The 23,662-nt window shown below is 71.6% G+C and carries 20 protein-coding genes and 1 riboswitch; of the genes, 2 read left to right on the top strand and 18 right to left on the bottom strand.

Features of this window, described 5'->3' with window-relative positions; translation table 11 throughout:
• Window positions 1–61 precede the first annotated feature (61 nt).
• The 9 genes from ACT3T5_RS04930 to ACT3T5_RS04890 form a co-directional block, all read right to left on the bottom strand.
• Window positions 62–625: an FxsA family protein gene (locus ACT3T5_RS04930; RefSeq protein WP_444576857.1), complete on the bottom strand. Its 564-nt coding sequence runs from the start codon at window positions 623–625 to the stop codon at window positions 62–64.
• A gap of 37 nt (window positions 626–662) precedes the next feature.
• On the bottom strand, window positions 663–1,418 hold the full coding sequence (locus ACT3T5_RS04925; protein ID WP_444576858.1) for a polyprenol monophosphomannose synthase: 756 nt from the start codon (window positions 1,416–1,418) through the stop codon (window positions 663–665).
• 2 nt (window positions 1,419–1,420) lie between these two features.
• Window positions 1,421–3,028, bottom strand: a complete 1,608-nt coding sequence (gene lnt / locus ACT3T5_RS04920; RefSeq protein ID WP_444593736.1) for an apolipoprotein N-acyltransferase — start codon at window positions 3,026–3,028, stop codon at window positions 1,421–1,423.
• Window positions 3,025–3,834: a hypothetical protein gene (locus ACT3T5_RS04915; RefSeq protein WP_444576860.1), complete on the bottom strand. Its 810-nt coding sequence runs from the start codon at window positions 3,832–3,834 to the stop codon at window positions 3,025–3,027. Before ACT3T5_RS04915 ends, lnt begins: the two co-directional genes overlap by 4 nt.
• On the bottom strand, window positions 3,831–6,731 hold the full coding sequence (locus ACT3T5_RS04910; RefSeq protein WP_444576861.1) for a DEAD/DEAH box helicase: 2,901 nt from the start codon (window positions 6,729–6,731) through the stop codon (window positions 3,831–3,833). The genes ACT3T5_RS04915 and ACT3T5_RS04910 overlap by 4 nt, the downstream gene beginning before the upstream one ends.
• The gene (locus tag ACT3T5_RS04905; RefSeq protein ID WP_444576862.1) at window positions 6,728–7,669 is read right to left on the bottom strand and encodes a diacylglycerol/lipid kinase family protein; all 942 of its coding nucleotides are present in this window, start codon (window positions 7,667–7,669) and stop codon (window positions 6,728–6,730) included. Before ACT3T5_RS04905 ends, ACT3T5_RS04910 begins: the two co-directional genes overlap by 4 nt.
• Entirely contained in the window at window positions 7,666–8,538 is an 873-nt protein-coding gene (tatC, locus tag ACT3T5_RS04900; RefSeq protein ID WP_444576863.1) for a twin-arginine translocase subunit TatC, read from the bottom strand. Before tatC ends, ACT3T5_RS04905 begins: the two co-directional genes overlap by 4 nt.
• Before the next feature lie 78 nt (window positions 8,539–8,616).
• Window positions 8,617–8,997, bottom strand: a complete 381-nt coding sequence (gene tatA, locus ACT3T5_RS04895; RefSeq protein WP_444576864.1) for a Sec-independent protein translocase subunit TatA — start codon at window positions 8,995–8,997, stop codon at window positions 8,617–8,619.
• Between the two features lie 95 nt (window positions 8,998–9,092).
• Window positions 9,093–11,156, bottom strand: a complete 2,064-nt coding sequence (locus tag ACT3T5_RS04890; protein ID WP_444593735.1) for a WYL domain-containing protein — start codon at window positions 11,154–11,156, stop codon at window positions 9,093–9,095.
• Window positions 11,157–11,204: 48 nt separating this feature from the next.
• Between ACT3T5_RS04890 and ACT3T5_RS04885 the strand changes: the two genes are divergently transcribed.
• Window positions 11,205–12,338, top strand: a complete 1,134-nt coding sequence (locus ACT3T5_RS04885; RefSeq protein WP_444576866.1) for a DUF3866 family protein — start codon at window positions 11,205–11,207, stop codon at window positions 12,336–12,338.
• Between the two features lie 19 nt (window positions 12,339–12,357).
• Here ACT3T5_RS04885 and ACT3T5_RS04880 read toward each other — a convergent pair whose 3' ends face one another.
• The 7 genes from ACT3T5_RS04880 to fmt form a co-directional block, all read right to left on the bottom strand.
• Window positions 12,358–12,819, bottom strand: coding sequence for a PH domain-containing protein (locus tag ACT3T5_RS04880; protein WP_444576867.1), 462 nt, complete (start codon window positions 12,817–12,819; stop codon window positions 12,358–12,360).
• Between the two features lie 8 nt (window positions 12,820–12,827).
• Window positions 12,828–13,685, bottom strand: a complete 858-nt coding sequence (gene hisG, locus ACT3T5_RS04875; RefSeq protein ID WP_444593734.1) for an ATP phosphoribosyltransferase — start codon at window positions 13,683–13,685, stop codon at window positions 12,828–12,830.
• A gap of 117 nt (window positions 13,686–13,802) precedes the next feature.
• Complete coding sequence (locus ACT3T5_RS04870; RefSeq protein ID WP_441448836.1) at window positions 13,803–14,066, bottom strand: phosphoribosyl-ATP diphosphatase; 264 nt, start codon at window positions 14,064–14,066, stop codon at window positions 13,803–13,805.
• Between the two features lie 128 nt (window positions 14,067–14,194).
• Entirely contained in the window at window positions 14,195–14,899 is a 705-nt protein-coding gene (gene pnuC / locus ACT3T5_RS04865; RefSeq protein ID WP_444576869.1) for a nicotinamide riboside transporter PnuC, read from the bottom strand.
• A gap of 92 nt (window positions 14,900–14,991) precedes the next feature.
• Window positions 14,992–15,109: riboswitch (FMN riboswitch) on the bottom strand.
• 46 nt (window positions 15,110–15,155) lie between these two features.
• Window positions 15,156–15,842 carry a ribulose-phosphate 3-epimerase gene (rpe, locus tag ACT3T5_RS04860; protein ID WP_444593733.1) on the bottom strand — a complete coding sequence of 229 codons (687 nt, stop codon included), beginning with the start codon at window positions 15,840–15,842 and terminating at the stop codon, window positions 15,156–15,158.
• Window positions 15,839–17,497 (bottom strand): RsmB/NOP family class I SAM-dependent RNA methyltransferase, encoded by a 1,659-nt coding sequence (locus ACT3T5_RS04855; RefSeq protein WP_444593732.1) that lies wholly within the window; start codon window positions 17,495–17,497, stop codon window positions 15,839–15,841. Before ACT3T5_RS04855 ends, rpe begins: the two co-directional genes overlap by 4 nt.
• Window positions 17,494–18,465, bottom strand: a complete 972-nt coding sequence (gene fmt / locus ACT3T5_RS04850) for a methionyl-tRNA formyltransferase (protein WP_444576872.1) — start codon at window positions 18,463–18,465, stop codon at window positions 17,494–17,496. The genes ACT3T5_RS04855 and fmt overlap by 4 nt, the downstream gene beginning before the upstream one ends.
• A gap of 74 nt (window positions 18,466–18,539) precedes the next feature.
• Between fmt and ACT3T5_RS04845 the strand changes: the two genes are divergently transcribed.
• On the top strand, window positions 18,540–19,766 hold the full coding sequence (locus ACT3T5_RS04845; protein WP_444576873.1) for an MFS transporter: 1,227 nt from the start codon (window positions 18,540–18,542) through the stop codon (window positions 19,764–19,766).
• Here ACT3T5_RS04845 and ACT3T5_RS04840 read toward each other — a convergent pair.
• Together ACT3T5_RS04840 and ACT3T5_RS04835 are read right to left on the bottom strand one after the other, a co-directional pair.
• On the bottom strand, window positions 19,760–21,391 hold the full coding sequence (locus ACT3T5_RS04840) for an SLC13 family permease (protein WP_444593731.1): 1,632 nt from the start codon (window positions 21,389–21,391) through the stop codon (window positions 19,760–19,762). The genes ACT3T5_RS04845 and ACT3T5_RS04840 overlap by 7 nt on opposite strands.
• 115 nt (window positions 21,392–21,506) lie before the next feature.
• Window positions 21,507–23,564: a primosomal protein N' gene (locus ACT3T5_RS04835; RefSeq protein ID WP_444593788.1), complete on the bottom strand. Its 2,058-nt coding sequence runs from the start codon at window positions 23,562–23,564 to the stop codon at window positions 21,507–21,509.
• Between the last annotated feature and the right edge of the window lie 98 nt (window positions 23,565–23,662).

Raw genomic sequence — 23,662 nt, 5'->3', positions numbered from 1 at the left:
CGGAGCGGGGGCGCTGTGCTGTCTGCGCCGGCTGTGCGTCGAGGCCGGGTGGGAGCGGCCCTCAGCCCTGCGAGATGGTCGGCGGGGTGCTGTCATCCCCGCTGCGCGGCGGCTTCTGCGCGTTCAGGATGATCTCCCCGTCGATGACGCCCTCCCCGGAGCGACGGTAGAGCACCTTGCGCGCACCAGCGGAACCGCCGCCCAGACCCATCGCCGCGACCGACTTCCGCTGCACCGGAGTCACCAGCAGGATCAGTCCGATGAGGTCGGTGAGGATCCCGGGGAAGAAGAAGCACAGCGCCGACAGCATCGTGAAGGCGGGGCGCGAGAGGTGGTCCTGGATGTCACCGCGGCCACGCACGGCCCGGACCAGGGAACGGAGCCGCACGAAGGACTGCTGCCCGGCGGCGACCACCAGGGCCACGCCGATCACCCACCCGACGACGATGATCAGCACGGACCACCACAGACTGGTGTTGATGCCGATCAGCACGAGGATCGTGAGCTCGAGCAGGCCCAGCACGACGATCGCGACAGGGAGGAGCCTGCCCCAGCGCGAGCTGCTGCGGGGGGACCCGGAGGTCCCTGCGGTGGGGCGCGGGGCGGTGCCCGGTGCGGTGCTCATACGAGATCCCTTCCTGTGGCTCTCGGGGCCAGCCAGACTAACGCAGGAGCGTCAGAGCCTGCTGGACACGGTGTGAGAGTCCCCAGAGCGTGACCAGCACGAGCGCCTCGCGCACGATGCGCGGGGACATCTTGCTGGCGCCCTCGGTGCGCTCGTCGAAGTCGATGGGCACCTCGCTGATCACGGCGCCCGCGGCCCGGGCCCGGCGCGTCATGTCGACCTGGAAGCAGTACCCCTGGGACGCGACATCGCCCTGCACGAGCCCCTGCAGCAGCTCGGCGCGGAACACCCGGAAGCCCGCGGTCGCGTCGCGGACCCCGAGCCCGAGCGCTGCGCGCACGTAGACGTTCGCTCCGCGCGAGAGCAGCAGTCGGCTCAGCGGCCAGTCGTGCACGTGGCCGCCGGGCATCCAGCGCGACCCGATCGCCAGATCCGCCCCGCGCCGCACGGCCTCGAGCAGGGAGGGCAGCTGCTCCGGACGATGGGAGGCGTCCGCGTCCATCTCGACGAGCTGTTCGTAGCCCCGCTCGAGACCCCAGGCGAATCCGGCCAGGTAGGCGGGCCCGAGGCCCTCCTTGCCCGCGCGGTGCAGGACGTGGACGTTCTCGTCCCGGGCGGCGACGTCGTCGGCCCAGTCCCCCGTGCCGTCGGGTGAGGAGTCGTCGACGACGAGCACATGGGCGGCCGGCACGGCGGTGCGGAGCCGGGCGAGCGTGCCGGGCAGCGCCTCGCGCTCGTCATAGGTCGGGATCACGACGAGGGTCGGTGGCAGCGGGGCGGTGGATGGTCGCACGGTCAGCTCCTCGGGCGGCGTCGGGTGGGGGTCGGGGCGAGGGCGCGCCGTCGGCCGGAGAGGGCTGCCAGCAGGCCGACGAGCCCGAGGGCCGAGATCCCCACGGCGATCCAGGGTCCACCGGCGACGGCCGGGGTGATGCCCGTGCGCAGCGGGACGTCGGCGAGGACCGCACCCTGCTCCCAGTGATCCACGAAGTCCAGCTGCCGGCCCTCGGGGGTGAAGATCGCGGACTGGCCGACGGTGGAGACGTGGACGACGCTGCGGCCGGAGACCACCGCCATCACCTTCGCCTCGGCGAGCTGCTGGATCGCCTCGTGGGAATCGCCGAACAGGGCGTTGTTGGACTGGACCACGATCACCTCGGCGCCGGAGTCGACGGCATCGGTGACCAGGTTGTCGTAGGCGATCTCGAAGCAGATCAGCACGCCGACGGAGTCCTCGCCCACTCCGAGCTCACCCATGTCCATCACTCCGACCTCCTGGCCGGGGATCATGTCCCGGGAGACGAGATCGACCTTGTCGGACAGCGTCCGGAAGAAGTCGCGGTACGGGATGTACTCGCCGAAGGGCACCGGATGGCGCTTGGAGTAGGCATACGGCGTGGAGCCGTCGGGGGTGTAGAGCACCGACTGGTTCAGCCGTTCCGACTCCCCGACCGCAGCCTGCGTGCCGATGAGGACGGGTGCCCCGGCGTCGGCCGAGGCGGCGGTCAGCTGGTCCGCCATCCACGGGTCCTGCCGGGGGTCATACCCGGTGGAATCCTCGGGCCAGACGATGAGGTCCAGCTGCCGGCCCTCGAGGGAGGCCGAGTCGATCGTGGAGCGGGTGACGGCGAGATGGTTCTCGAACACGTCGTCCGGCATGACCATGGTGGCCGGGTCGATCCTCTCCATCGAGCCCTGGATACCGGCGACGGTCATCGTGGGCCGGTCGAGCGGGGCGCGGTTGACAGGGTGCGGGACCACGACCGTGGCCAGGATCGCGCCGACGGTCAGGGCGAAGGGCCAGACCCCGGCGAACCCGGTCAGGCCGCGGTGGCGTCGTCCCAGCAGCGACAGCGCGCCGTGGAGGATCATCTGTCCCAGGAAGGCGACGAGGAACGAGAGACCGGCCATCCCGATCCACGGTCCGAGGTTCAGCAGCGGGGAGTCCCCGAGCGCGAAGGCGGAGGCGCCCCAGGGCAGCCCGCCCCACGGGGCGTGGCTGCGCAGCGTCTCGACCCCGACCCAGAGCGCGGAGACCACGAGCGCCGAGGTGGGGCACAGCCCCCGACGGATCAGCACGACGCGGGCCAGCAGGCCGAAGAGGACGATGAACAGCGCCTCGAAGACGCCCAGGGCGATCCAGGGCGCCGTGCCGGCATAGGTGTTCGCCCAGGCCGTCAGCGGGATGAAGAAGGCGGCGCCCCAGGCGAGCGAGGCCAGCGCCGCGACCCACACGGATCGCGTGAGCACGGAGGCCGAGAGGAGCGCGAGCGACACGGGCAGGAGCATCCACATCCCGTACGGCGGGAAGGCGGCCAGCGCGGCGAGACCGCCCGCGGCCCCGCCGATCAGCGCCACGGGCCAGGGCGTCGGATCGAACTCGTCCCGGGGCGGTGGCGTCATGCGCTCCCCTGCCCGAGCCGGTCGTGGACGATCCGCCCCCCGACCACGGTGCGCAGTGCTCGCGGAGTGCCCTGATCCAGATCCGGCAGCAGCGGGGTGCGGGAGCGGGGGTCCGTGGACCAGGAGTCGACGCGTTCGGCGCGGGACTGGACGGTGAGGTCCCAGGGCTCCCAGACCACGAAGGTCGCCTCGATGCCCGTCTGCAGGCTGCCCGGATGGCGGGCACCGGCGACCCGCTGCCCTCCGCGGGAGGCCGCGAGGAAGGCGGCACGATCGCTGATCCGGTGCTCCACGGGCGGCCGTCGGGTGGCGCCGCGCACCCAGTCCCAGGGATCGGCCGCGTCGGGATCGCCGGCCGAGCCGAACGCGACCGGGATCCCTGCCGAGGCCAGGTCGAGGTAGTCGGCCTCCTCGGTCACGGGGGCGATGATCCGCACACCCTCCCGCTCCCCCGTCGGACCGGGCAGGCGCAGCACGATCCCGTGGACGGCGGCGTCCGCCTCCGTCCCGGGTTCCGGCGCGGAGCCGTCGGCGGTGGCGGCCGCATCGACGAATCCGGGGGTGATCAGGCAGCCGGTGGCATCGACGATCTGCGCGTCGTCATGGATCACCCGGGCGGTGTCCTCCGGGCCCGTCCAGGCGATCAGGCCGCCGGAGACGAGCATCGCCGAGGCCTCGGGGTCCTGGTTGCTGTAGAGGACGATGCCGGTGTAGAGCACGGACTGGGCTGGCTGGAGGGGCGGAGCGGCGCTGTCGATCTCGGTCACGTCCCCCAGGATGTCGTGCCTGCCTGGGAGAAAGCTCATCGATCGATCTCCTGGGCGACCAGTCCGCGGCGCACGGCAGCGATCGCCGCCCGGGCCGCGGCACCGAGCTGCTCGTCACCGGTGAGCTGGGAGAGCAGATCGATGACCTGCCGGCAATGGCGCACGAAGTCACCGGGAGGCAGGTCGCTCCCGTTCAGGGCGGCGGCGAAGTGGTCCCCACGGGCCCAACGGTGCACGATCGCCGCGATCGTCGGATCCGGGGGCGGGGTGGCGTCGATCCCATGGCGGGTCTGGGCGACCTGCAGCTCCGCGGCGATCCGGGCGGACGCGGCCAGAGCGGCGTCGACCGCCGGGTCCGGGATGACCTCCGGGGCGCGATCGTCGCGACGGGCCTCATGGACCGCGGCGGAGACCATCGCGGCCAGGCCGGCGGGGTCCAGCCCCTGCCAGGCCCCGTGCTCGATGCACTCCGCGATCAGCAGATCACGATCGCTGAACAGGTGCCGCAGCCGCAGACCGCTCGCGGTGGGGACGAGCTCCTCGCCCTCGCGCTCCAGGTAGCCGAGCTCCCGCAGCAGGTCGGTGAGCCGGTCGAACTGACGGGCCAGCGAGCTGGTGCGGCCCTCGATGCGGCGCTGCACGCCGTCGAGATCGAGGCGGGCCTTGCGCCAGCGCCCCACCCAGCGCAGGTGGGAGGAGAGCTCCGGGCAGTCCGCGCACGGGTGCGCTGCGAGCTCGGCCCGGAGCCGCTGCAGCTCGTCGTCGCCCGCAGCGGTGGACGGGGTGCGCTCGACGCGGGCGCGGACCTCGCGCCGAGGATCGTCGCGCCCGGACAGGGCCCGTCGCAGGGCGGCGGCGGTGTCCTTGCGCACCTTGCCGCTGCCGAGCGAGTCCTGGCTGGGCAGGCGGAGGGAGTCGATGACCGCGGGCGGGGACGGGACATCGCCGGGCCGCAAGCTGCGCCGCCGGCCCTCGGTGTCGAGCAGATCGACCTGGGGCCCGCCGAGCACGTGGCGGTCCACACCCAGCACGGCGGCGTAGCCGCGGCGCTTGCCCCCGGGCAGCGCGATCACGTCGCCGCGGCGCAGTGATCCGAGCACGGAACGGGTGCGGTCGCCGTCCGCGGCGGCACGGGCCCGCGAGAGCGTCTTCTCCCTCGCGGTGATCCGCTCCTGGAGCTCCGCGTACTCGGTCAGGTCGCCGCGGTCGCAGGTGACGGCCTCGCGATAGGACTCTGCCGTGTCCTCGAGCTCCCGGGCTCGACGGGCCAGGCCCACGACGGAGCGGTCCGTCTGGAACTGGGCGAAGCTGGTCTCGAGGGTCTCGCGGGCCCGCGACAGGTCGAAGCGGTCCAGGAGGTTGACCGCCATGTTCGGCGTGGGCCGGAAGGCGGAGCGCAGCGGGTAGGTGCGGCGGGATGCGAGGGCGCCGACGGCGTGGGCGTCGAAGCGGCCGCCCGCGACCACGATCGCGTGTCCTTCGGTATCGATGCCGCGGCGACCCGCACGCCCGGTGAGCTGAGTGAACTCCCCCGGTGTGAGGTCCGCGTGGTCGACCCCGTTGAACTTCACGAGCTTCTCGAGCACCACGGAGCGCGCCGGCATGTTGATCCCCAGGGCGAGGGTCTCCGTCGCGAAGACGGCCTTGAGCAGGCCGCGGGCGAACAGCTCCTCGACCACCGTCTTGAGCAGCGGCAGGATCCCGGCGTGGTGGGCGGCGTAGCCGTCGAGCACGGCCCTGCGGAAGGCGGGGATCCCCAGGACGTCCTCGTCCTCGACATCGATGCTCTCCAGCCGCTCGTCGAGCACGCGGCGGATCTCGCGGCGCTCGGCCTCGTCGGTCAGCCGCAGCCGGGCGCGGGTGCACTGCTGCACCGCTCCCTCGCACCCGGCGCGGGAGAAGATGAACATGATCGCCGGCAGCAGGTCGGCGTCGTCGAGCATCTCGATCACCTCGGGCCGACGGGCCGGCCGCGGGACCGTGCTCTGGCGATCGCTCCCGCGAGCGGTTCCCGGCCCGCCGCCCATGTGCCCGTCGCGCCCGCCGCCCTTGCGCAGGTGCGGCGGCTTGTGCTGGCCGGAGCCGCGCGGGCGGTGCCGACCCCGGGTGCCCTTGCGGCCGCTGGGGGCCCGGCCCCGGGGGCCGCCGGAGCGTTCGTCGACGGGGAGCGAGAACGTGGTGATCCGCTCGATCTCCGGGTTGACCAGCCGCTCGCCGCGCACGCCGGGACCGTGGGAGACCACGGCCTCCCCGTCGGCGTCGACGAAGAGGTCCATCAGCTCATCACCGATGACGACGTGCTGCCACAGCGGCACCGGCCTCGTCTCGGAGACGACGATCTCGGTGGCGCCGCGCACCTCCTGCAGCCAGGCACCGAACTCCTCGGCGTTGGAGACCGTCGCGGAGAGCGCCACCAGCTGCACGGAGCGGTCGAGGTGGATGATGACCTCCTCCCACACAGGCCCGCGCAGGCGATCGGCCAGGTAGTGCACCTCGTCCATCACCACGAACCCGAGACCCTCGAGCAGGGACGATCCGGCATACAGCATGTTGCGCAGGACCTCGGTGGTCATGACCACGACGTCGGCATCGGGCCGGATCGAGGTGTCACCGGTCAGCAGGCCGACCCGGTCGTGGCCGAGCCAGTCCACCAATTCGCCGAACTTCTGGTTCGACAGCGCCTTGATGGGAGCGGTGTAGAAGACCTTGCGCCCGCGGGCGATCGCCAGGTGCACGGCGAACTCCCCGACCACGGTCTTGCCGGCACCGGTCGGGGCGGCGACGAGCACGGAGCTGCCGCCCTCCAGCACCCGGCACCCGGAGAGCTGGAAGTCGTCGAGCGCGAACTCGTAGCGGTCGGTGAAGGCGCCGAGCTCGGAGGCGGCGAGCTCCTTCTCGGCGGCCCAGCGGGCGTACATCTCAGAGGGTGAAGTCACGGAGCGTCCTCCGGGGCGAGATCGGCGAGGAGTCGCACGGCGCCGGGCAGGATCCGGGCCGTGAGCGGAAGCAGGGTGCGGGCCTCCCCATCGGAATAGGCCCGCAGCGCGCGTCCATGACGCAGCCCGATCGTCACCTCGCGGACCGGTTTGATCGAGAAGCCGGGGACGGAGGTGTGGGTGCCGCGGAAGACGCGCGGGAAGAACCTCAGCAGCTCGGCGCGGCCGATCCTCTCGAGCGTGATCAGCTCGAGCGAGCTGTCGTCGAGGCGGGCCTGTGGCGCGATGCGCATCCCGCCGCCGAAGATCCCGGAGTTGCTGATGGTGACGATCGACGCGTCGAGGTCCTGGCGCGGGCCGCCGTCGACCTCGATCCAGTAGGGGAAGGGCTTGAAGGCGGGCAGCTCCCGCAGGACGGCGGTCTTGTAGCGCACGGTATGGGAGTGCTGGGAGCTGTTGGCACGGGCGTTGACCAGCGCGTCGAAGCCGAGGTTCACATTGCCCAGCGCGATGGAGCGGTGAGGCAGGGCGTGCTCCCCGGTGGAGACCACCTCGATGGCGTCGACTGTGACCACGGGGCGCGAGAGGGCATGCAGGAGGATCCGGGTGGATGCCTCGGGGTCGTTCAGGGGCAGGCCGAGCGCCCGGGCGAGGTCGTTGCCGCTGCCGGCCGGGACGATCCCCAGGCGGACGGGACTGCCGGCGACGATATCCGCCCCGAGGGCGACGGTGCCGTCGCCGCCGACCACCACGAGGGCGGTGAGGGTGTCCCGCACCTCCTCCGCCCGGGCCCGTGCCACGTGCGCGGAGGGGCCGGAGAGGTCGACCACCGAGATCCCTGCGAGTCGGAGCAGGTCACCGACCTGTCGACCGACCCGTCGTGCTGTCCCCTGAGCCGCAGTCGGGTTGGAGAGCAGCCCGACCCGGAGCCTGCTCACCGGCCGTCGTCCTCGTCGAGGGAGGAGGGGCCGTCGTCGAGGCTGCTCGCCTGGTCGTCGTCGAGCTCGTCCTCCTCGTCCACGCCCTTGCGGCGGTCGTGGATGAGCGCGATGACGATGGCGCCGAAAAAGAGGCTCGCCATCGCTCCGGACATCACCAGCAGGGTGATCGGCTCGGGAGTCGGGACCATGATCGCGGTGAACAGGACGCTGAGGAAGATGATCCAGCGCCAGCCCTTGAGCATCGTCTTGCCGCGGACGATGCCGAGGAAGTTCAGCAGGACCATGACGACCGGGATGACGAACGCGATTCCGAACGCGAGCATGGTCTTCACCAGAAGGTTCAGGTATTCGTCATAGCCGATCAGCTGATCGACCTGGTCAGTCTGAGGAGTGAAGCTCAGAAGGACCGGGACCAGCTGGTTGACAGCCCAGTAGCCGGCTGCGCACCCGATGAAGAACAGCGGGATCGCCGCACCGAAGAAGCCGATCGCGTACTTGCGTTCGCTCTTGTGCAGACCCGGCATCACGAACAGCCAGATCTGGAGCATGATCATCGGGGAGGACAGGATCAGCCCGACATAGGCGGACATCTGCAGGCGGACATTGAGACCAGTGCCGACACCTCGAAAATTGAGGGATGCGGGCAAGCCCTGATCGGCGGCGATCGTGAAGGGTCGCTTGAGGGCTTCGAAGACCTGTGCGTAGACGAGCCAGCCGACGATCGACAGCAGCAGCACGGTGATCGCGCAGATCACCAGGCGGTTGCGGAGTTCGACGAGATGCTCCCCGAGGGCCATGCGGCCTTCGGGGTCCCGGCGTGAACGGCGCTTGGCGCCCTGCTCACGTCCCTGCGTATCACTCGCCACGGGTCTGATTCCTCCCAGCATTCAGGGTCCGGGCGATTCCTCGCCCGGACCCGATGACGTCATTGCGCGACGAGATGCTCAGTCGCGACGGTAGGAGTCGCCGTCCTCGCGCGGGCGCACGGGCTCGCGCTCGGCCTCGTCGCGGGGATCGTACTGACGATCATCACGCGGACGGTCGTCACGCGGACGATCGTCGCGGGGACGGTCATCACGCGGGCGATCCTCGCGGGAAGAGCGACGAGGCTCGTCGATGTCGTCGACCTCGTCCTTCTTGTCGTCCCCGCGCATCTCCTCGACCTCGGTCTTGAAGATGCGCATGGACTTGCCCATGTTGCGCGCGAGACCGGGAAGCTTGTTGGCGCCGAAAAGCAGCACGACGACCAGAACGACGACGACGATCGCCCAGGGGCTTCTGAACATACCCATGAAATTCCCTTTCAACTGCGCCGCGATCTGCACGGGCGCACACATCATCCCACAGTGGATGGGGCGCGTGACGGACCGCTCGGTGAGCGATCCGGCCCGCCGCTCGGCGGGTCGTCCCAGAGTAACGGCTATTGCTGGGTGTGACGTGCGCCCGCGGCCTGCGTCACGGTCACGATCGTGTTTCTCAGTTCCTGCGGGGACAGCACCTCGACCGCACCGGAGGATTCCAGCACCGCGTCCACGAGCGCCACGCGGACCGGACGGTCCAGCCGCGCATAGAGGATGCCGCCGTCCCCATCGCGCATCTCGGCAGCGCCGAAGGACTCGGCGACCCACTGTCCCGGCGGGTCCAGGCGCAGCCAGACATCGCCGTCCAGGCGGCCGCCGAGGTCGGGCCCGTCACCGGCATCCGGCCGGGACTGCGGGGTGGCGGCGGGCAGGATCTCGACGATCCGGTCCAGGCGGAACTTCCGCTGCGCCTCGGCGAGCTCGCAGTCGGCGAGCAGGTAGGAACGAGCCCCGTCGGTCTCGATCCGCAACGGCCGGATCCGGCGCACGCTGGTGCCCGGTCGATCGACGGAGGAATAGCGGATCGTGAGCCGGGAACCCTCAGGGTCCGCGGAGGCCGCGGACGTCTCGGACGTCTCGGATGTCTCGGACGTTTCGGAGGCATCGGAGTCGTCGTCGGCCTGCATCGCCTGCTGGACCGCGGTCAGGATCGCCTCGGCGCGATCTGCGGTGCGCGACGCCATCTCGTCGACCGAGGCTGCTTCCGCGAGCTCGGCGCGGGTGGGCGGCTCGACGGGGTCGTCGGATCCCGCCTGCTCGGTCATACCCGCGAGCAGCTTCTGCCGGGCGCTGGCCACAATGCCCTCGGTGTCCCCGGCCGAGGGCTCGAGGGCGGCGAGGCCGGCCAGCAGCGCGGTGATCTCGACGGCGCTCAGCCGGAGCGCGCGGCGCAGGGGTTCGGCGTTGCGCACGCGCACCATCCCGTGCTCCCACTCCGCCTCGATGAAGTCCTCCCAGCCGGTGCCCATGTCCCCGCAGACGAAGAGCACCTGGAGATCCGTGATCAGCTGCTTCTCGGAGATGCCGAGCGCGGAGGACAGCTCGGCGAGGTCGACCTCTCCTCGGCTCATCACGTAGGACGCCTCGGAGATCAACCGCGACAGGGTGTCGTTGCCGGTCGGGGTGGTGCGGATCCGCGGGGCGGTGCGCACGGCGCCGCCCTCGACCCCGGAGGTGTCACCGTCACCCTCGTGGGCCGCGGCGATGTTCGCGAGCACCTCGGCGACCTCGACGCGCCAGGCGGCCGGTTCCACGAGCTCGAGCCAGCGGATGTTGGCGAGCAGCAGCCGGCGGGCTGCGGGCCGGGGCAGGTCGGGGAGCGTGAACCGTGGCGCCTCGAGCGGGGCACCGGCCCGGTCGCGCAGGGCCAGAGCCTTGAACGGGGCCGCCTCGACCACGGCGCGGGCCCGGTCGTCGCTGTCCTGCAGGGCATCGAGCACGGCGCTGAGGTCCGTCTGCTCGGGGCGCGGTTCGACGGCCGGCGGGCCCTCGACCGGGAACGACTCGATACGGGAGGCGCGGAACAGACGCGGCGCGGAGCGGTCGCGATCCCAGCCGTGGACGTACCAGTGCCCATCGTGGACTCCGACCACCCAGGGTTCGACGAACCGCTCGGCCGGGGCGCCCTGGGTCCCGCGGTACAGGAAGCGCACGGAGCGGGCGGAGGTGACGGCCTCCAGCAGCGGCGAGAGCACGGGCAGCGACTCGACCGCGCCACGAGGGGTACGCCGCAGCAGATCTGGATCGGCGTCGTGCCCGAGGCTGAGCAGCTTCGAGCGCACCCGGCGCGCCGCTCCCCCGGCGGCGGCATCGTCCCAGGCGCGGCTCGCGGCCAGCAGCACGGTGTACTCCTGCGTGCTGAGGTCGAGGACGGCGCCGGACTCCGCCGCATCGATGCGGTAGTACACGGTGTTCTCGTCGAGCACGTCCCGGTCGGTCACCAGCGGGAGCCCGAGCTCGAGGATCGCCGCCTTGTCGCGCTCGAACATCCGCTCGGCGGCCTGCTCGGAGGTCGCCCGTGCATAGTCGGGGATCACGGCGAAGAGCTTCGCGCGGTCGATCCGGCGGCGCGAGCCGATCGTCATGATGACGTTGAGAAGTCTTTCCACACTCTTGGAGGCCACCGGCCCAGCGTAGCGGCCGGAGCGCGCTGAGGGCTCTAGGCTGGACCCATGCTGCACTGGGAACGCGGAACGGTCACCGGCACGAGGGCATCGTGGCACGGGGTGGATCGCCTGCAGGTCGAGATCGAGACAGACGCGAAGACGGACGCGGAGGCGGAGACGGTGTCGGCGATCGCCTATCCGGAGCTGACCGGCACCCCGGCCCTGGGCGAGAGAGTGCTGCTGAACACCAACGCCCTGCGCCGCGGGCTCGGCACCGGCGGGGACGCCATGGTGGTGGCCCGGCTCGATGTGCTCCCCGCGCCGGAGCAGATCTCCGGACACATGGTCAAGGCCCGCTACACGCCGATGCAGACCATGGTCGAGGCGATCGACGACCCGGAGGGCGAGCACTACGCGACGATGCAGGACGCGGAGGACCTCGAAGGGATGCCGGTGCTCGTCGCCGACCTCCACTCCTCGCTGCCCGCTCTCGTGGCCGGGATCCGCGCCGAGCGCCACAGCGCGAAGATCGTCTATGTGCACACCGACGGCGCCTCGCTGCCGGCCGCGTACTCGCGCAGCACCGCTCGCCTGCGGGAGGCGGGCCTGCTCACCTCCGTGATCAGCGCCGGCCAGTCCTTCGGCGGCGACCTCGAGGCGGTCACGGTGCAGTCGGCGCTCCTGGGGGCCAAGCACGTGGTGGGTGCCGATGTCGCCGTGGTCATCCAGGGCCCGGGGAACCTCGGCACGGGCACCGGCTGGGGCTTCTCGGGCATGCAGGCCGCCGAGCATCTCCATGCCGCAGCCGTGCTGGGCGGCGCGCCGGTGGCGACGCTGAGGGTCTCCAACGCCGATCCTCGGGACCGCCACCGGGGCCTGTCCCATCATTCGGCGACGACCTACGGCCGGGCGACGCTCACCCCGGTGCACCTGCCGATCCTCGCCCGCTCGGACCACCGCTACAACTCTTTTCATGCGTCAGTGCGCGAACAGGTGAAAACCTCGATCGTCAAACCTGCGCGGGCTCGCGGCACCGAGCACGTACTTTCCGAGATCGATGCGAAGGGGTTGCGCGATGCCCTCGAGGAGATGCCGGTGCGGCTGTCGACCATGGGCCGCAGCCTCGGCGAGGACCCGGAGGCCTTCCGCTACGCGGCCCTCGCCGGGCGCTGCGCGGCGGGACTGATCCCCCCTCGCTGACCGAGGGACGGGCTACGAACTAGAGATGGGCCTCTCCGCGCTCCTGGACGAGGCCGCGCAGTCGATGCGCCGTACGGATGGCGCGCTTCCCGTCGTAGCGCTGGATGGCGTTGAGCGCGAGGGTCGTCCCGTCCGCCAGGTCCAGGTGCGCCCAGGGGTCCCCCATCGGGAAGCTGATGTCCACGATCTCCGCCCAGTCGAGCGTGCGGGCACGGAACACATTGCGCACCTCGAGCACGTGGGGCCGCGCGACCAGGCGCACGGAGGCCTCGAGATGGCAGAAGAAGAAGATCATCACGCCCACGGCCACCAGGCCCAGCCGGCCGCCGATCAGGAAGCCGGGCATGATCACGGCCCCGACGATCAGGCCGCCCAGCACGATCACCCCGGTGAGGTACGCGAAGACGCGCACCATCCGCGGCCGCATCACGAGGGTGGGCCGCACCTCCCCCGCGCTCGGCGCCGGCTCGGTGGTGGACATCTCGGGACTCAGATGCGGCAGGCCTGGATGGCGGTGACCAGGATCGCGCGGGCGCCGGCGTCGTAGAGGTCGTCCATCATGCGGTGGGCCGAGCGGCGGTCCACCATGGCGCGCACGGCGGACCACTCGCCGCCGTGCAACGGGGAGACCGTCGGCGACTGCAGGCCCGGCGTGATCTCGACCGCCGTCTCCAGCAGGGAGGTGGGGATGTCGTAGTCGAGCATCACGTACTCGCGGGCCACCAGCACGCCGCGGACGCGACGCTCGAGGACCTCCAGGGAGTGAGCACCGGCCTCGTCCAGCTCCATCCCGGGGCGGGAGAACAGCACGGCCTGGCTGGTCATGATCGCCTCGCCGAAGGGCTCCAGGCCCGCCTGGCGCAGCGTGGTGCCGGTCTCGACCACATCGGCGATCACGTCGGCCACGCCGAGGCGGATCGAGGACTCGACCGCTCCGTCGAGGTGGACCACGGAGGCGCTGAGGCCGCGCTCGGCGAGATAGTCCTCGACGAGGTTCTCGTAGCTGGTGGCGATCCGGGCGCCCGCGAGGCTGGTGACGTCCTCGTGGAGCCCGGCGGCTGCGGCGAAGCGGAACGTGGAGCGCGCGAAGCCGAGCGGGAGGATCTCCTGGGCGGGCGTGCGCGAGTCCAGGAGCATGTCCTGACCGGTGATCCCGACGTCCACGGTGCCGGAGCCGACGTAGACCGCGATGTCACGCGGACGCAGGTAAAAGAACTCGACGTCGTTCTCCTGGTCGACGACCACGAGCTCCTTGGCCGTGCCGCGACGGCGGTAGCCGGCCTCCGCGAGCAGATCGGCGGCAGGTTCGGACAGGGCGCCCTTGTTGGGGACTGCGATGCGCAGCACGGTTCCTCCTCGGCCGCGGCGGCGGCCCGTGATGATGGTGAGGCGTCGGCGGACGCCGGGCGGGGCGAGCGGGTGATCGGTGCCGGGTGGCGGGTGCGCAGAGCGCCGTGCGGCGGCTCAGAGCTGCCGGTAGACGTCCTCGAGGCTGATGCCCTTGGCGACCATCATGACCTGCAGGTGGTAGAGGAGCTGGCTGATCTCCATCGCGGCATCCTCCTGCGTCTCGTGCTCGCAGGCCATCCACACCTCGGCGGCTTCCTCCACGATCTTCTTGCCGATCTGATGCACACCGGCATCGAGCTCGCGGACGGTGCCGGAGCCCTCGGGGCGGGTGCGTGCCTTCTCGGTCAGCTCGGCGAACAATGCTTCGAAATCCTTCACACCACCAGGGTACTCGCCCCGGCGGGCGGTCGACGAAGGCGACCACCCACCGGTCCTCGGGCAGTGCGGGGGCACGAGCAGTTCGGGAGAAGGGTCAGTCCGCGAGAAGGGTCAGACCGGGAGCAGGGTCAGTTCCGGCGCACGGTCGGGTCCAGGTGCGCCGTCTCCACGGACACGCGCTCCCGATGGTCCTGCCGGTTGCGCACGCGCCACCAGACGAAGAAGCCGATCAGGGTGAAGGCCCCGTAGAAGACGTACATGAAGGCGCTCGCGTAGTAGCCCGCGCTCAGGAGCAGCGGGACGCCCACGAGGTCGACGGCCACCCAGATCAGCCAGAACTCGACCCAGCCCTTGGCCATGCCGAAGGTGGCGAGCAGGCTGCCCATGAAGATCCAGGCGTCGGCCCACACGGGCTCGTAGGAGCCCAGCGCCCGGAAGATCGGGGTGAGCGCGGCCGTGCCGCCGACGAGGGCGACCACGAGCAGGAGTCGGGTGCGCCACGACGCCCACCGGGGCTCGACGGCGGTTCCGCCGTCGTGCTGCGCCTGCCGCCACCGAACCCAGCCGTAGATGCTGGTGAGGATGAACATGATCTGGCGTCCGGCCTGGCCGAGCAGGTCCACCGCCTCGGGGTTGCCGAAGAGCGTCCCCATGAACACGGTGAACAGCAGCAGGTTGCCGGCGATGCCGATGGGCCAGGCCCAGACCTTGCGTCGCATGCCGCCGAGCGCGCTGAGCAGTCCGAAGACGTTGCCGAGCACCTCGCGGAGAAGTATGAACTGGCCGCCCGCGAAATCGATTCGCGCGTTGAAGAGCCACTGCAGAAGATCCATGTCGGTCCTTTCGCCGTCGGATGCAGTGGCTCCGGGGGAAAAGGGTTCCGGCATGGCTCCGGAGCGCGCGAAGAGCGCCCTGGGGCATGCAGGACGTGCGCCTCTCATCCAGGCTGTACTGTCGGTGCCGGAGTTCCACCGGCTCCACCGCCGAAGCGGGTCGCGGACTATCACCGCCGGCTCGGAATTTCACCGACCCCGGAGCACGTCACTGGTCGTGACGGGACCAGGATAGCCCCGCTCGAGGCGTCCGGACTCAGTGCGCCGTGTGAGTTCTCGCGAGTTCACGCAGGGCGGAGATCTCGTCGGCCGCATCCTGGGCGCGGTAGATCGCCGAACCGGCCACGAACACGTTGGCGCCGGCTTCCGCGCAGCGCTCGATGGTCTCCCGGCTGACCCCGCCATCGACCTGGATCGACACCTCGAGGTTGGCGTCGCTGATCGCGCGTCGCGCCCGACGGATCTTGGGGAGCATGGTCTCCAGGAAGCTCTGCCCCCCGAATCCGGGCTCGACGGTCATGAGCAGCAGCACGTCGAACTCGCCGATGACGTCCAGCAGGGGTTCGATCGGCGTCGCGGGGCGCAGGGCGACTCCGACCTCGACGTTCTTGCGGCGCAGATCCCGGGCGAGCTTGATCGGGGCGGTCGCGGCCTCGAGGTGGAAGGTCACCGAGGAGGCACCGGCCTCGGCGTAGGCCGGGGCCTCGCGGTCCGCGTCCTCGATCATCAGGTGCGCGTCCACGGGGATCGCGCTGCGACGCACGATCTGCTCGACCATGCTCGTGCCGAAGGTGAGGTTCGGGACGAAGTGGTTGTCCATGATGTCGACGTGGACGCTGTCGGCGGTGGAGATCTTGTCCAGCTCGGTGCCGATGTCCATGAAGTCGGCGTTGAGGATGCTGGGATGGATGTACTGGCCATCGGTCGAGTACGCGGCATTCATGAGGACGGAGTCCCTTCCACATCGGGGGCGGAGCTGTCGGAGGAGCTGTCGGCGGAGTTCTTGCGCAGCAGGCAGATGTACATGGCGTCGGTGCCGTGCACGTGCGGCCACAGCTGCACGGCAGGTCCCTCGCCGAGGTCGAGCGTGGGCTGCGCGGCGGGGAGCACCCCGGCGCGCACGGCATCACGGGCGTCGAGCTCCTCGACGTCGTCGCGGCCCTTGAGGACGTCGGCGACCACCAGGCGGGTCTCGGCGAGGTGCGGGGAGCACGTCACGTAGGCGACCACTCCCCCGTCGGCCGCGGCGTCCAGGGCGGATCCCAGCAGCTTGCGCTGCAGAGTGCTGAGCTGGCCGATGTCGGCGGGGGTGCGACGCCAGCGCGACTCGGGGCGACGACGCAGGGCGCCGAGCCCGGAGCACGGGACGTCGGCCAGGACCCGGGAGAACCGGCCGGGCATCTCGGCGCCGATCGTGGTGCCGTCGGCGGTGAGCGTCGTGATCTCGCAGCCGGCCTCACGCAGAGTGGCCACGGACCGGTCGACGAGCTCGGTGCGGTGGGGCTGGAGCTCGACGGCCAGCAGATCGGCGTCGTGCCCCACGGTGAGCCCGCCCAGCAGGGCCGCCTTGCCGCCGGGGCCCGCGCACAGATCGAGCCAGTGGGCGTCGTCACCACGGACCAGGTCATCGGCCCCGAGGGCGAGGGCGAGGGCTGCGAGCTGGCTGCCCTCGTCCTGCACGGCGACCCGTCCCTCCTTGACCGGATCCATGCCGCCGGGATCCCCCGACGGCCAGGACGCGGCGAAGACGCTGAGGCGGCCGGCGCTCGCTCCGTTGTCGATGAGCTCATCGAGGTCGGTGAGGCCGGGCCGCATCACGAGCGAGACCGCGGGCGCCGCGTTCTGGGCGGCCAGCAGCTCGTCGATCTCGTCGCGTGAACGGCCGTGCCCGGCGAGGGCATCGGTCAGGGCGCGCACCACCCAGCGCGGGTGGGAATGGACGACGGCGCGGTGCCCGGTGGGGTCCTTCTCGCGGTTCGGAGCGACCTCGTCGATCCACTCCTGAAGGCTCTTCGCCCCGACCCGGCGCAGCACCGCATTGGCGAAGCTCGCAGCGCCGGCGCCCACCTGCGCGCGGGCCAGCGCCACCGTCTCGGAGGTCGCGGCGTGGGGCGCGACGGTCATGTCCAGGAGCTGGTAGGCGCCCAGCCGCAGCACGTCCACGAGCGCCGGGTCGACGTCGACCAGGGGCCGGTCGACGCAGGCCGCGAGGATCGCGTCGAGGCGCCCCTGCGCGCGCAACGAGCCGTAGAACAGCTCGGTCGTGAAGGCGGCGTCGCGGCCGGAGACCCGGGCGGAGCGCAGCAGTCGCGGCAGCACGAGGTTCGCGTACGAGTCGTCCTCGCGCACCAGGCGCAGTCCTTCGAGGGCCACCTGGCGCGATGGCGTCGACTGACGGCTGCGCTCGGAGGGCCGGGAGTCGGACCAGCTGCGGCGCGGGCCGCCCTGCCCGCGCGATCCGGACCGTTCCCGACCCTTGTCGTCACGACCTGCGTGGGGGCGGCCGCCGTGCCGATCGTCCTGTCGACCCCCGCGCCGGTCATCCCGTCGATCGTCGGACCGGTCGTCCCGGCCACGTCCCTGTCGTGCGTCGCTCATGCCTGTGCTCCGTCCTGCTGCTGATCCTCGTCCTGGTCCCCTCGTGCGAACGCGGCGTCGGCGGGGAGCGCGGCACCGCGAGCCCAGTCGGCGGCCCGCATCGGTCTCCTGCCGGCCGGGGCGAGCTGGGACAGGGCGATGGGGTGCGTGCCGGTGCCCACGAGCATCTGGCGCTTGGTGGCGGCGATGGTCCCGGGGGCGAGCGGGTCGTGCTCCGGTGCCGCCTCGACACCGAGGACCTTGGTGCGCGAGCCGCTCAGCGTCGTCCACGCGCCGGGATGGGGGCTCATGCCCCGGACATGGGCACTGACCTCCTCGGCAGGTCGGGTCCAGTCGATGCGCGCCTCGGCGGTGGAGAGCTTCGCAGCGTGCGTGGCCTGCGTGTCGTCCTGCGGGGTGAAGGTCGCGGTGCCGGCTTCGAGGGCATCCAGCGCCTGGAGCAGAACGGGGGCACCGTCCTCGGCCATCCGCTCCAGCAGTTCGCCGGAGGTCTCGAACTCGCCGATCGTGGTCGGAGCCGTCGTGATCAGGTCCCCAGTGTCCAGACCCTTCTCGAGGCGGAACACGCTCAGCCCGGTCTCGCGCTGTCCGGCGAGCACGGCGCGCTGGGCCGGGGCGGCGCCGCGCCACTGCGGGAGCAGCGAGAAATGCAGGTTCACCCAGCCGTGGACGGGGATGTCCAGGGCGGCCTGGGGCACCAGGTTGCCGTAGGCCACCACCGGGGCCGCATCGGGGGCGAGGTCCCGGATCTGCTGGCGCACGGCGTCGTCCCGCAGAGTCGTCGGGGTCAGCACCGGGATCCCGGCCTCGAGCGCGAGCGATGTCACCGGGCTCGGGGTGAGCTTTCGACCGCGGCCCGAGGGGGCATCGGCGCGGGTGAGCACCCCGACGACCTCGTGGTGCGAGTCGAGCAGGGTGCGCAGGGACGGGAGGGCGGCCTCAGGGGTACCGGCGAAGAGCAGACGCATGATGGCCTGAGTCTACGGGGCCATCTGGGTGCCTACAGTGGTGGCATGCGCTGCCGACCCACCTCCCTCTCCTGATGGGGGCACAGGTCACACCCGGCCATGCTCTCGGCTCGCCCGGGTACCGACGCATGCTCGTCGCGCTGCTGTGCGCCGGGGTGGCGACCTTCGCCCAGCTGTATTCGCCCCAGGGCATCCTGCAGCTGATCTCCGCCGACCTCTCGATCGGGGCGGAGCAGGCCGCGCTGACGGTCTCGGCCGCGACCGGAGGCCTCGCGCTCTCGGTGGTCCCCTGGTCGTTCGTCGGTGATCGGCTCGGCAGGCTGCGGGCGATGGTGTTCGCGGTGTCCGCGGCGACGGTGCTCGCGCTCGTCGCGGCCTGGGCGCCGACCTTCGAGCTCGTGCTCGCGCTGCGCGTCCTCGAAGGTGTCGCCCTGGGTGGTGTGCCCGCCCTCGCGATGGCGTACCTCTCCGAGGAGGTCGATGAGCACGCCCGAGCCATCGCCGCAGGCTGGTTCGTCGCCGGGACCACCGTGGGCGGTCTGCTGGGCCGAGTCGTGGCCACGCCGATCGCGGATGCGCTCTCCTGGCGGGCGGGGATGACCGCGGTCGCCCTGTTGGCCGCACTCGCCGCCACGACGTTCGTGCTCATCGCTCCCCGGGAGCGGCGCTTCCTGCCCACCGTCGGCCGCGCCGGGGCCGGACCCCGTCCCTCTCGCCTGTGGCGCACCCTCCGTGATCCCGGACAGCTGGGCCTGTTCGCCTGTGCCTTCCTGCTGATGGGCGGGTTCGTCGCGGTGTACAACTACCTGGCCTTCCACCTCAGCGCCCCGCCCTACCTGGTGCCGGCCGGACTGATCGGACTGGTGTTCCTGGCCTACCTGGGCGGCACCGTGTCCTCCCCGCTCGCGGGCAGGGCGGCCTTCCGTCGGGGGCGGCTGCCGGTGCTGCTCGGCGCGATGGCGACGATGCTGTTGGGCCTCGGGATCACGCTGGCCGGACCGCTGCCGCTCGTGCTGCTCGGCCTGGTCCTGATGACCGCGGGGTTCTTCGCCGCGCATTCGATCGCCAGCGGCTGGGCCGGGGCCCGCGCCGACGGGGCGCGGTCCCAGGCCACCGGGCTGTACAACCTCGCCTACTACGCGGGCTCCAGCGTGCTGGGCTGGGCCATCGGGCACGTCTACGAGAGCGCCGGCTGGCCGGGAACGGTGGCCGTGGTCGCGATCGCCGTGGTGCTCGCGGCGGGGGCGGCGGTCACCACGCTCCGCGGCGCGCCCCCGCAGAGACACCAGCAGGGTCAATAGACGAGGCCGAACACCCACACCGCGAGGGTCATCGTGGTCGCCGTGATCAGCACGATGCCGATCAGGTTCAGCCACAGGCCGGCCTTCGCCATCTGCGGGATCTGCACATACCCCGAGCCGTAGGCGATCGCGTTCGGCGGGGTCGCGACCGGGAGCATGAACGCACAGGTCGCCGCGATCGCCACCGGGATCGCCAGCAGCATCGGGTCGATCCCGATCCCGACCGCCACGGCGGTCGCCACCGGCAGGAAGGTCGCCGCCGTCGCGGTGTTCGAGGTCAGCTCGGTGAGGAACAGCACCCCGGCCGCGGCGATCATCACCACGAGCACCACCGGCAGGCCACCGATCAGCTCGGTGACCTGGCCGATCCATTCCGTCAGACCTGAGGAGCTGAACTGTGCGCTCAGCGCGAGACCGCCGCCGAACAGCAGCAGCACGCCCCAGGGGAGCTTGACCGCGGCGTCCCAGTCCAGCAGGCGCACCCCGCGGGCGGCGCCGGCCGGCAGCAGGAACAGCAGCAGGGCGACGACCATGGCGATGCCGGCATCGCTGATCGGCGGCTCCGCGCCGAGCACCAGGTCCCACAGCAGCGGGACGAACACCCAGCTGAGCGCGGCGAGCACGAAGATCACGAGCACACGGACCTCGCCGGAGCCGATCCTCCCCAGGGCCCTGCGCTCGGAGCGGATGAGCTCCGCGCCCCCGGGGATCTCTGTGATCTCGGGCTTGAACAGCACCTTGGTGAGCAGGAGCCAGGCGATGACCATGAACACGATGGCGAGCGGGGCGCCCACCATCATCCAGCGGCCGAATCCCAGGGTGATCCCGAAGTCCTGGCTCATATGGGCGGCGAGCAGGGCGTTGGGCGGGGTGCCGATGATCGTCGCGAGCGAGCCGATCGAGGCGGCATAGGCGATGCCGAGCATGAGCGAGACCCCGAAGTTCGAGCGCACCGCCTTCGAGGGCCCGTCGGAGGTCGGATCCGGGTCGACGCCCTCCCCCGGCTCCTCGCCCTTCGCCGCGGCGTCCTCGAGGCGCAGCTTGTTCACGAGCAGCAGCACCGACACCCCGATCGGCAGCATCATCACGGCGGTCGCCGTGTTCGAGACCCACATGGAGACGAACCCGGTGGCAACCATGAAGCCGAGGACCAGCAGGGACGGGCTCGTGCCGATCATGCCGACGATCGCCAGGGCGATGCGCTTGTGGAGGTTCCAGCGCTGCATCGCGAGGGCCAGCATGAAGCCGCCCATGAACAGGAAGATGATGTTGTTGCCGTAGGACGCGCCGACGTCGTCGAAGCCGACGTCGGCGTTCAGCACCGGGAACACCACCAGCGGGACCAGGGCGGTGGCCGGGATCGGCAGCGCCTCGGTCATCCACCACACGGCCATCAGCACTGCGGTCGCCGCCGTGAGCTTCGCCCCGTGCGGGACGTCGGCCGGCATGATCGCGTAGAGGAGCAGGGCGGCAGCCAGTCCGCCTGCCAGGCCGAGCCGTCGTACGAGGATCGTGCGGCCTCCCTCGGCGGGAGCACGCTCGCCCTCGGAGAGATCAGGGCGGTCATCGATCGAGGTCTCCGATGGATCCCGTGGAGTCGAGGTCGTCGAGGAGTCGGCAGGCATCGCGTGGTCCCTTCATCGCGTCATCGCGGTGGAGTGCAGGTGCGAGAGCTCACACTACGGGAGGATCGGGCACGATCCGTGGACTTCCGGTCCGGACCAGAAGACGTCGGCCGGATCAGAAGACGTCGGGCGGGTCGAGGCGTACACGCAGCGATCCCCGGGCCTTGCGCGCGGACCGCGCAGAGACCCCGGCGCGGAGGGCGTCGGCGAGCTCGCGGGACCGCCGGGGGTCCAGCCGTACGACGGCTCTCGCGCGACCGTCCGCTTCCGGGCCTTCGAGGTCGACCGGGCCGAACACGTCGGTCCCGTCGGGCAGCTCGGTGGTCTCCAGGAAGAGCCGGCAGGCGTCCTTGTCGCCCACGATCTCCGCGACCCGGCTGAAGGGCGGCAGATCGAGATCCTGGCGGTCCGCGAGCACGCGGTCGAAGAAGGCACTCGAGCGGTGGGCGACCAGGTCCCGGATCGCGGGCAGGGTCGCGGTGCCCACGATCAGCACCTCCCCGCCGTCCTCGGCGGTGCGCACCAGGGCGATCGCATTGCGCCAGCGGCGGATCGCCTCGACGTCCGCGTCGAAGGCCGCCCGGCCCAGCATGGCGTCGGCATCCAGCAGCAGCGCCGCGGCGAAGCGCACCGGCGGCGCGGGCTCCGCGCCGGGTGTGGCGACCACGATCGCGTCGGAGGGCACCTCGGTGTCGGCGAGGGTGTCATGGGCGCCGCCCGCGACCCGCAGAGGCGAATCCGGGAAGGCGCGGTGGAGCTCCTCCGCGGTGCGGGTGGAGCCGATGACCATGGCTCGCACCTGCGTGCGATCGCATTCCGGGCAGCGGTAGCCGTCCTCGCGCCGGCCGCAGACCCGGCAGTGCAGGTGCCCGCCACGACCCGTGATCGAGAGCTGGGCGGCGCAATGCGGGCACTGGGCGCGGGTGCCGCAGAACGTGCAGGCGATCGCCGGGACGTAGCCCGAGCGCGGCACCTGGACGAGCACCGGCCCACGCTCCAGGCCGCGGCGGATCACGCGCATCGCCTCCTGCGGTAGGCGCGAGCGACCGGACGCGCCCTCCCGGTCGCGCAGGTACTGGTCCATGGCGACGATGTGGGGTCGTACCGAGCGCACCGGGGCCGGGATCGGATCGAGGCGGGCGAGATAGCCGGCGTCGGTGAGGGCCCGCAGCGGCACTGAGTCGCTCGCGGAGAGGAACAGCAGCGCGCAGCGCTCCTCGTGGGACCGGCACTGGAGCACGGTGCGTACGTGCGGGTACGGGGCCCGCGGCTCTTCGAGCAGATCGTCGCCCTCGTCCCAGCAGATCACGAGGGCCAGTCCCTGCACGGGGGCGAAGGCGGCGGAGCGGTTGCCCAGCACGATCCGGGTGGCGCCGCGGAGGATCCGACGGAAGGTCCGATAGCGCTTCTCCGGACCCTCGGCGCCGGCGAGGATCTCGTGCCCGATGCCGCGTTCGGTGAGGATCCGGCTGAGGCGATCGACATCGCGGCGGTCCGGCGCGATGACCAGGGCGCCCTGCCCGGGGTCGAGATCGCCGAGGGCGTCGGCGGTGACCGTGGTCCAGGGGTCCGCGGAGTCCAGGGTGATGGTGGCCCGTGGCACCGGCCCGGTGGGGCTCCCGGCCCGGGCGAGCAGCGCGCCCAGGCCCGGATAGCGGTCACCCGGGCGCGGCGAGGGCCCGGGTTCTGCGGCCTCGTCGACCGTGTCCTCGGGGGCGCCGTCCTGCTCCTCGACCTCCTGCTCCTCGATCCCCTGCCCCTCGACCTCCTGCGCGGCGTCCTTCTCGGCCGCGGCGCGGTCGGACTTCTCGGCGCGGGCGTGGCGGGGAGGGAGGGCGAGGCGCAGCACGTCGCCGACGGTGCCGGCGCACCGCGCCGCGACCTCCTCGACCACGCGCATCATGGGCGGCGGCACCACGACGTCCTCGGAGACGAGCCGATGCAGCGGAGCGAGCGCCCTGTCGGTGGAGGCGCGCTCGTGGCGGCCCAGCACGATGCCCTCGGTGTCCCGGCCGGAGAAGCGCACGCGCACCCGCATGCCGGCCGCCGCGGCGGCGGTGTCGGGGGTGACCGCGTACTCGAAGGGGCGATCGAGGTGCGGGAGCACGCCCACCAGGCGCACGCTCGCCACCGGCAGCTCGTCGACGACCGCGAACCCGGCGGTCGTGCGCAGACCGGAGGCCCGGGCCGCGGTGTCGCGGCCCGGGCCGCTCGGGGCAGGTTCGGGAACAGGAACGGCGGGGGCCGCGAAGAGGCTCGCCTGCTCCTCCT

The organism is Brachybacterium sp. AOP3-A1-3, from assembly GCF_052378285.1.
Lineage (GTDB): Bacteria > Actinomycetota > Actinomycetes > Actinomycetales > Dermabacteraceae > Brachybacterium.
The sequence above is the reverse complement of the archived record's forward strand: the minus strand, read 5'-3'. Positions and strand labels throughout refer to the sequence as shown.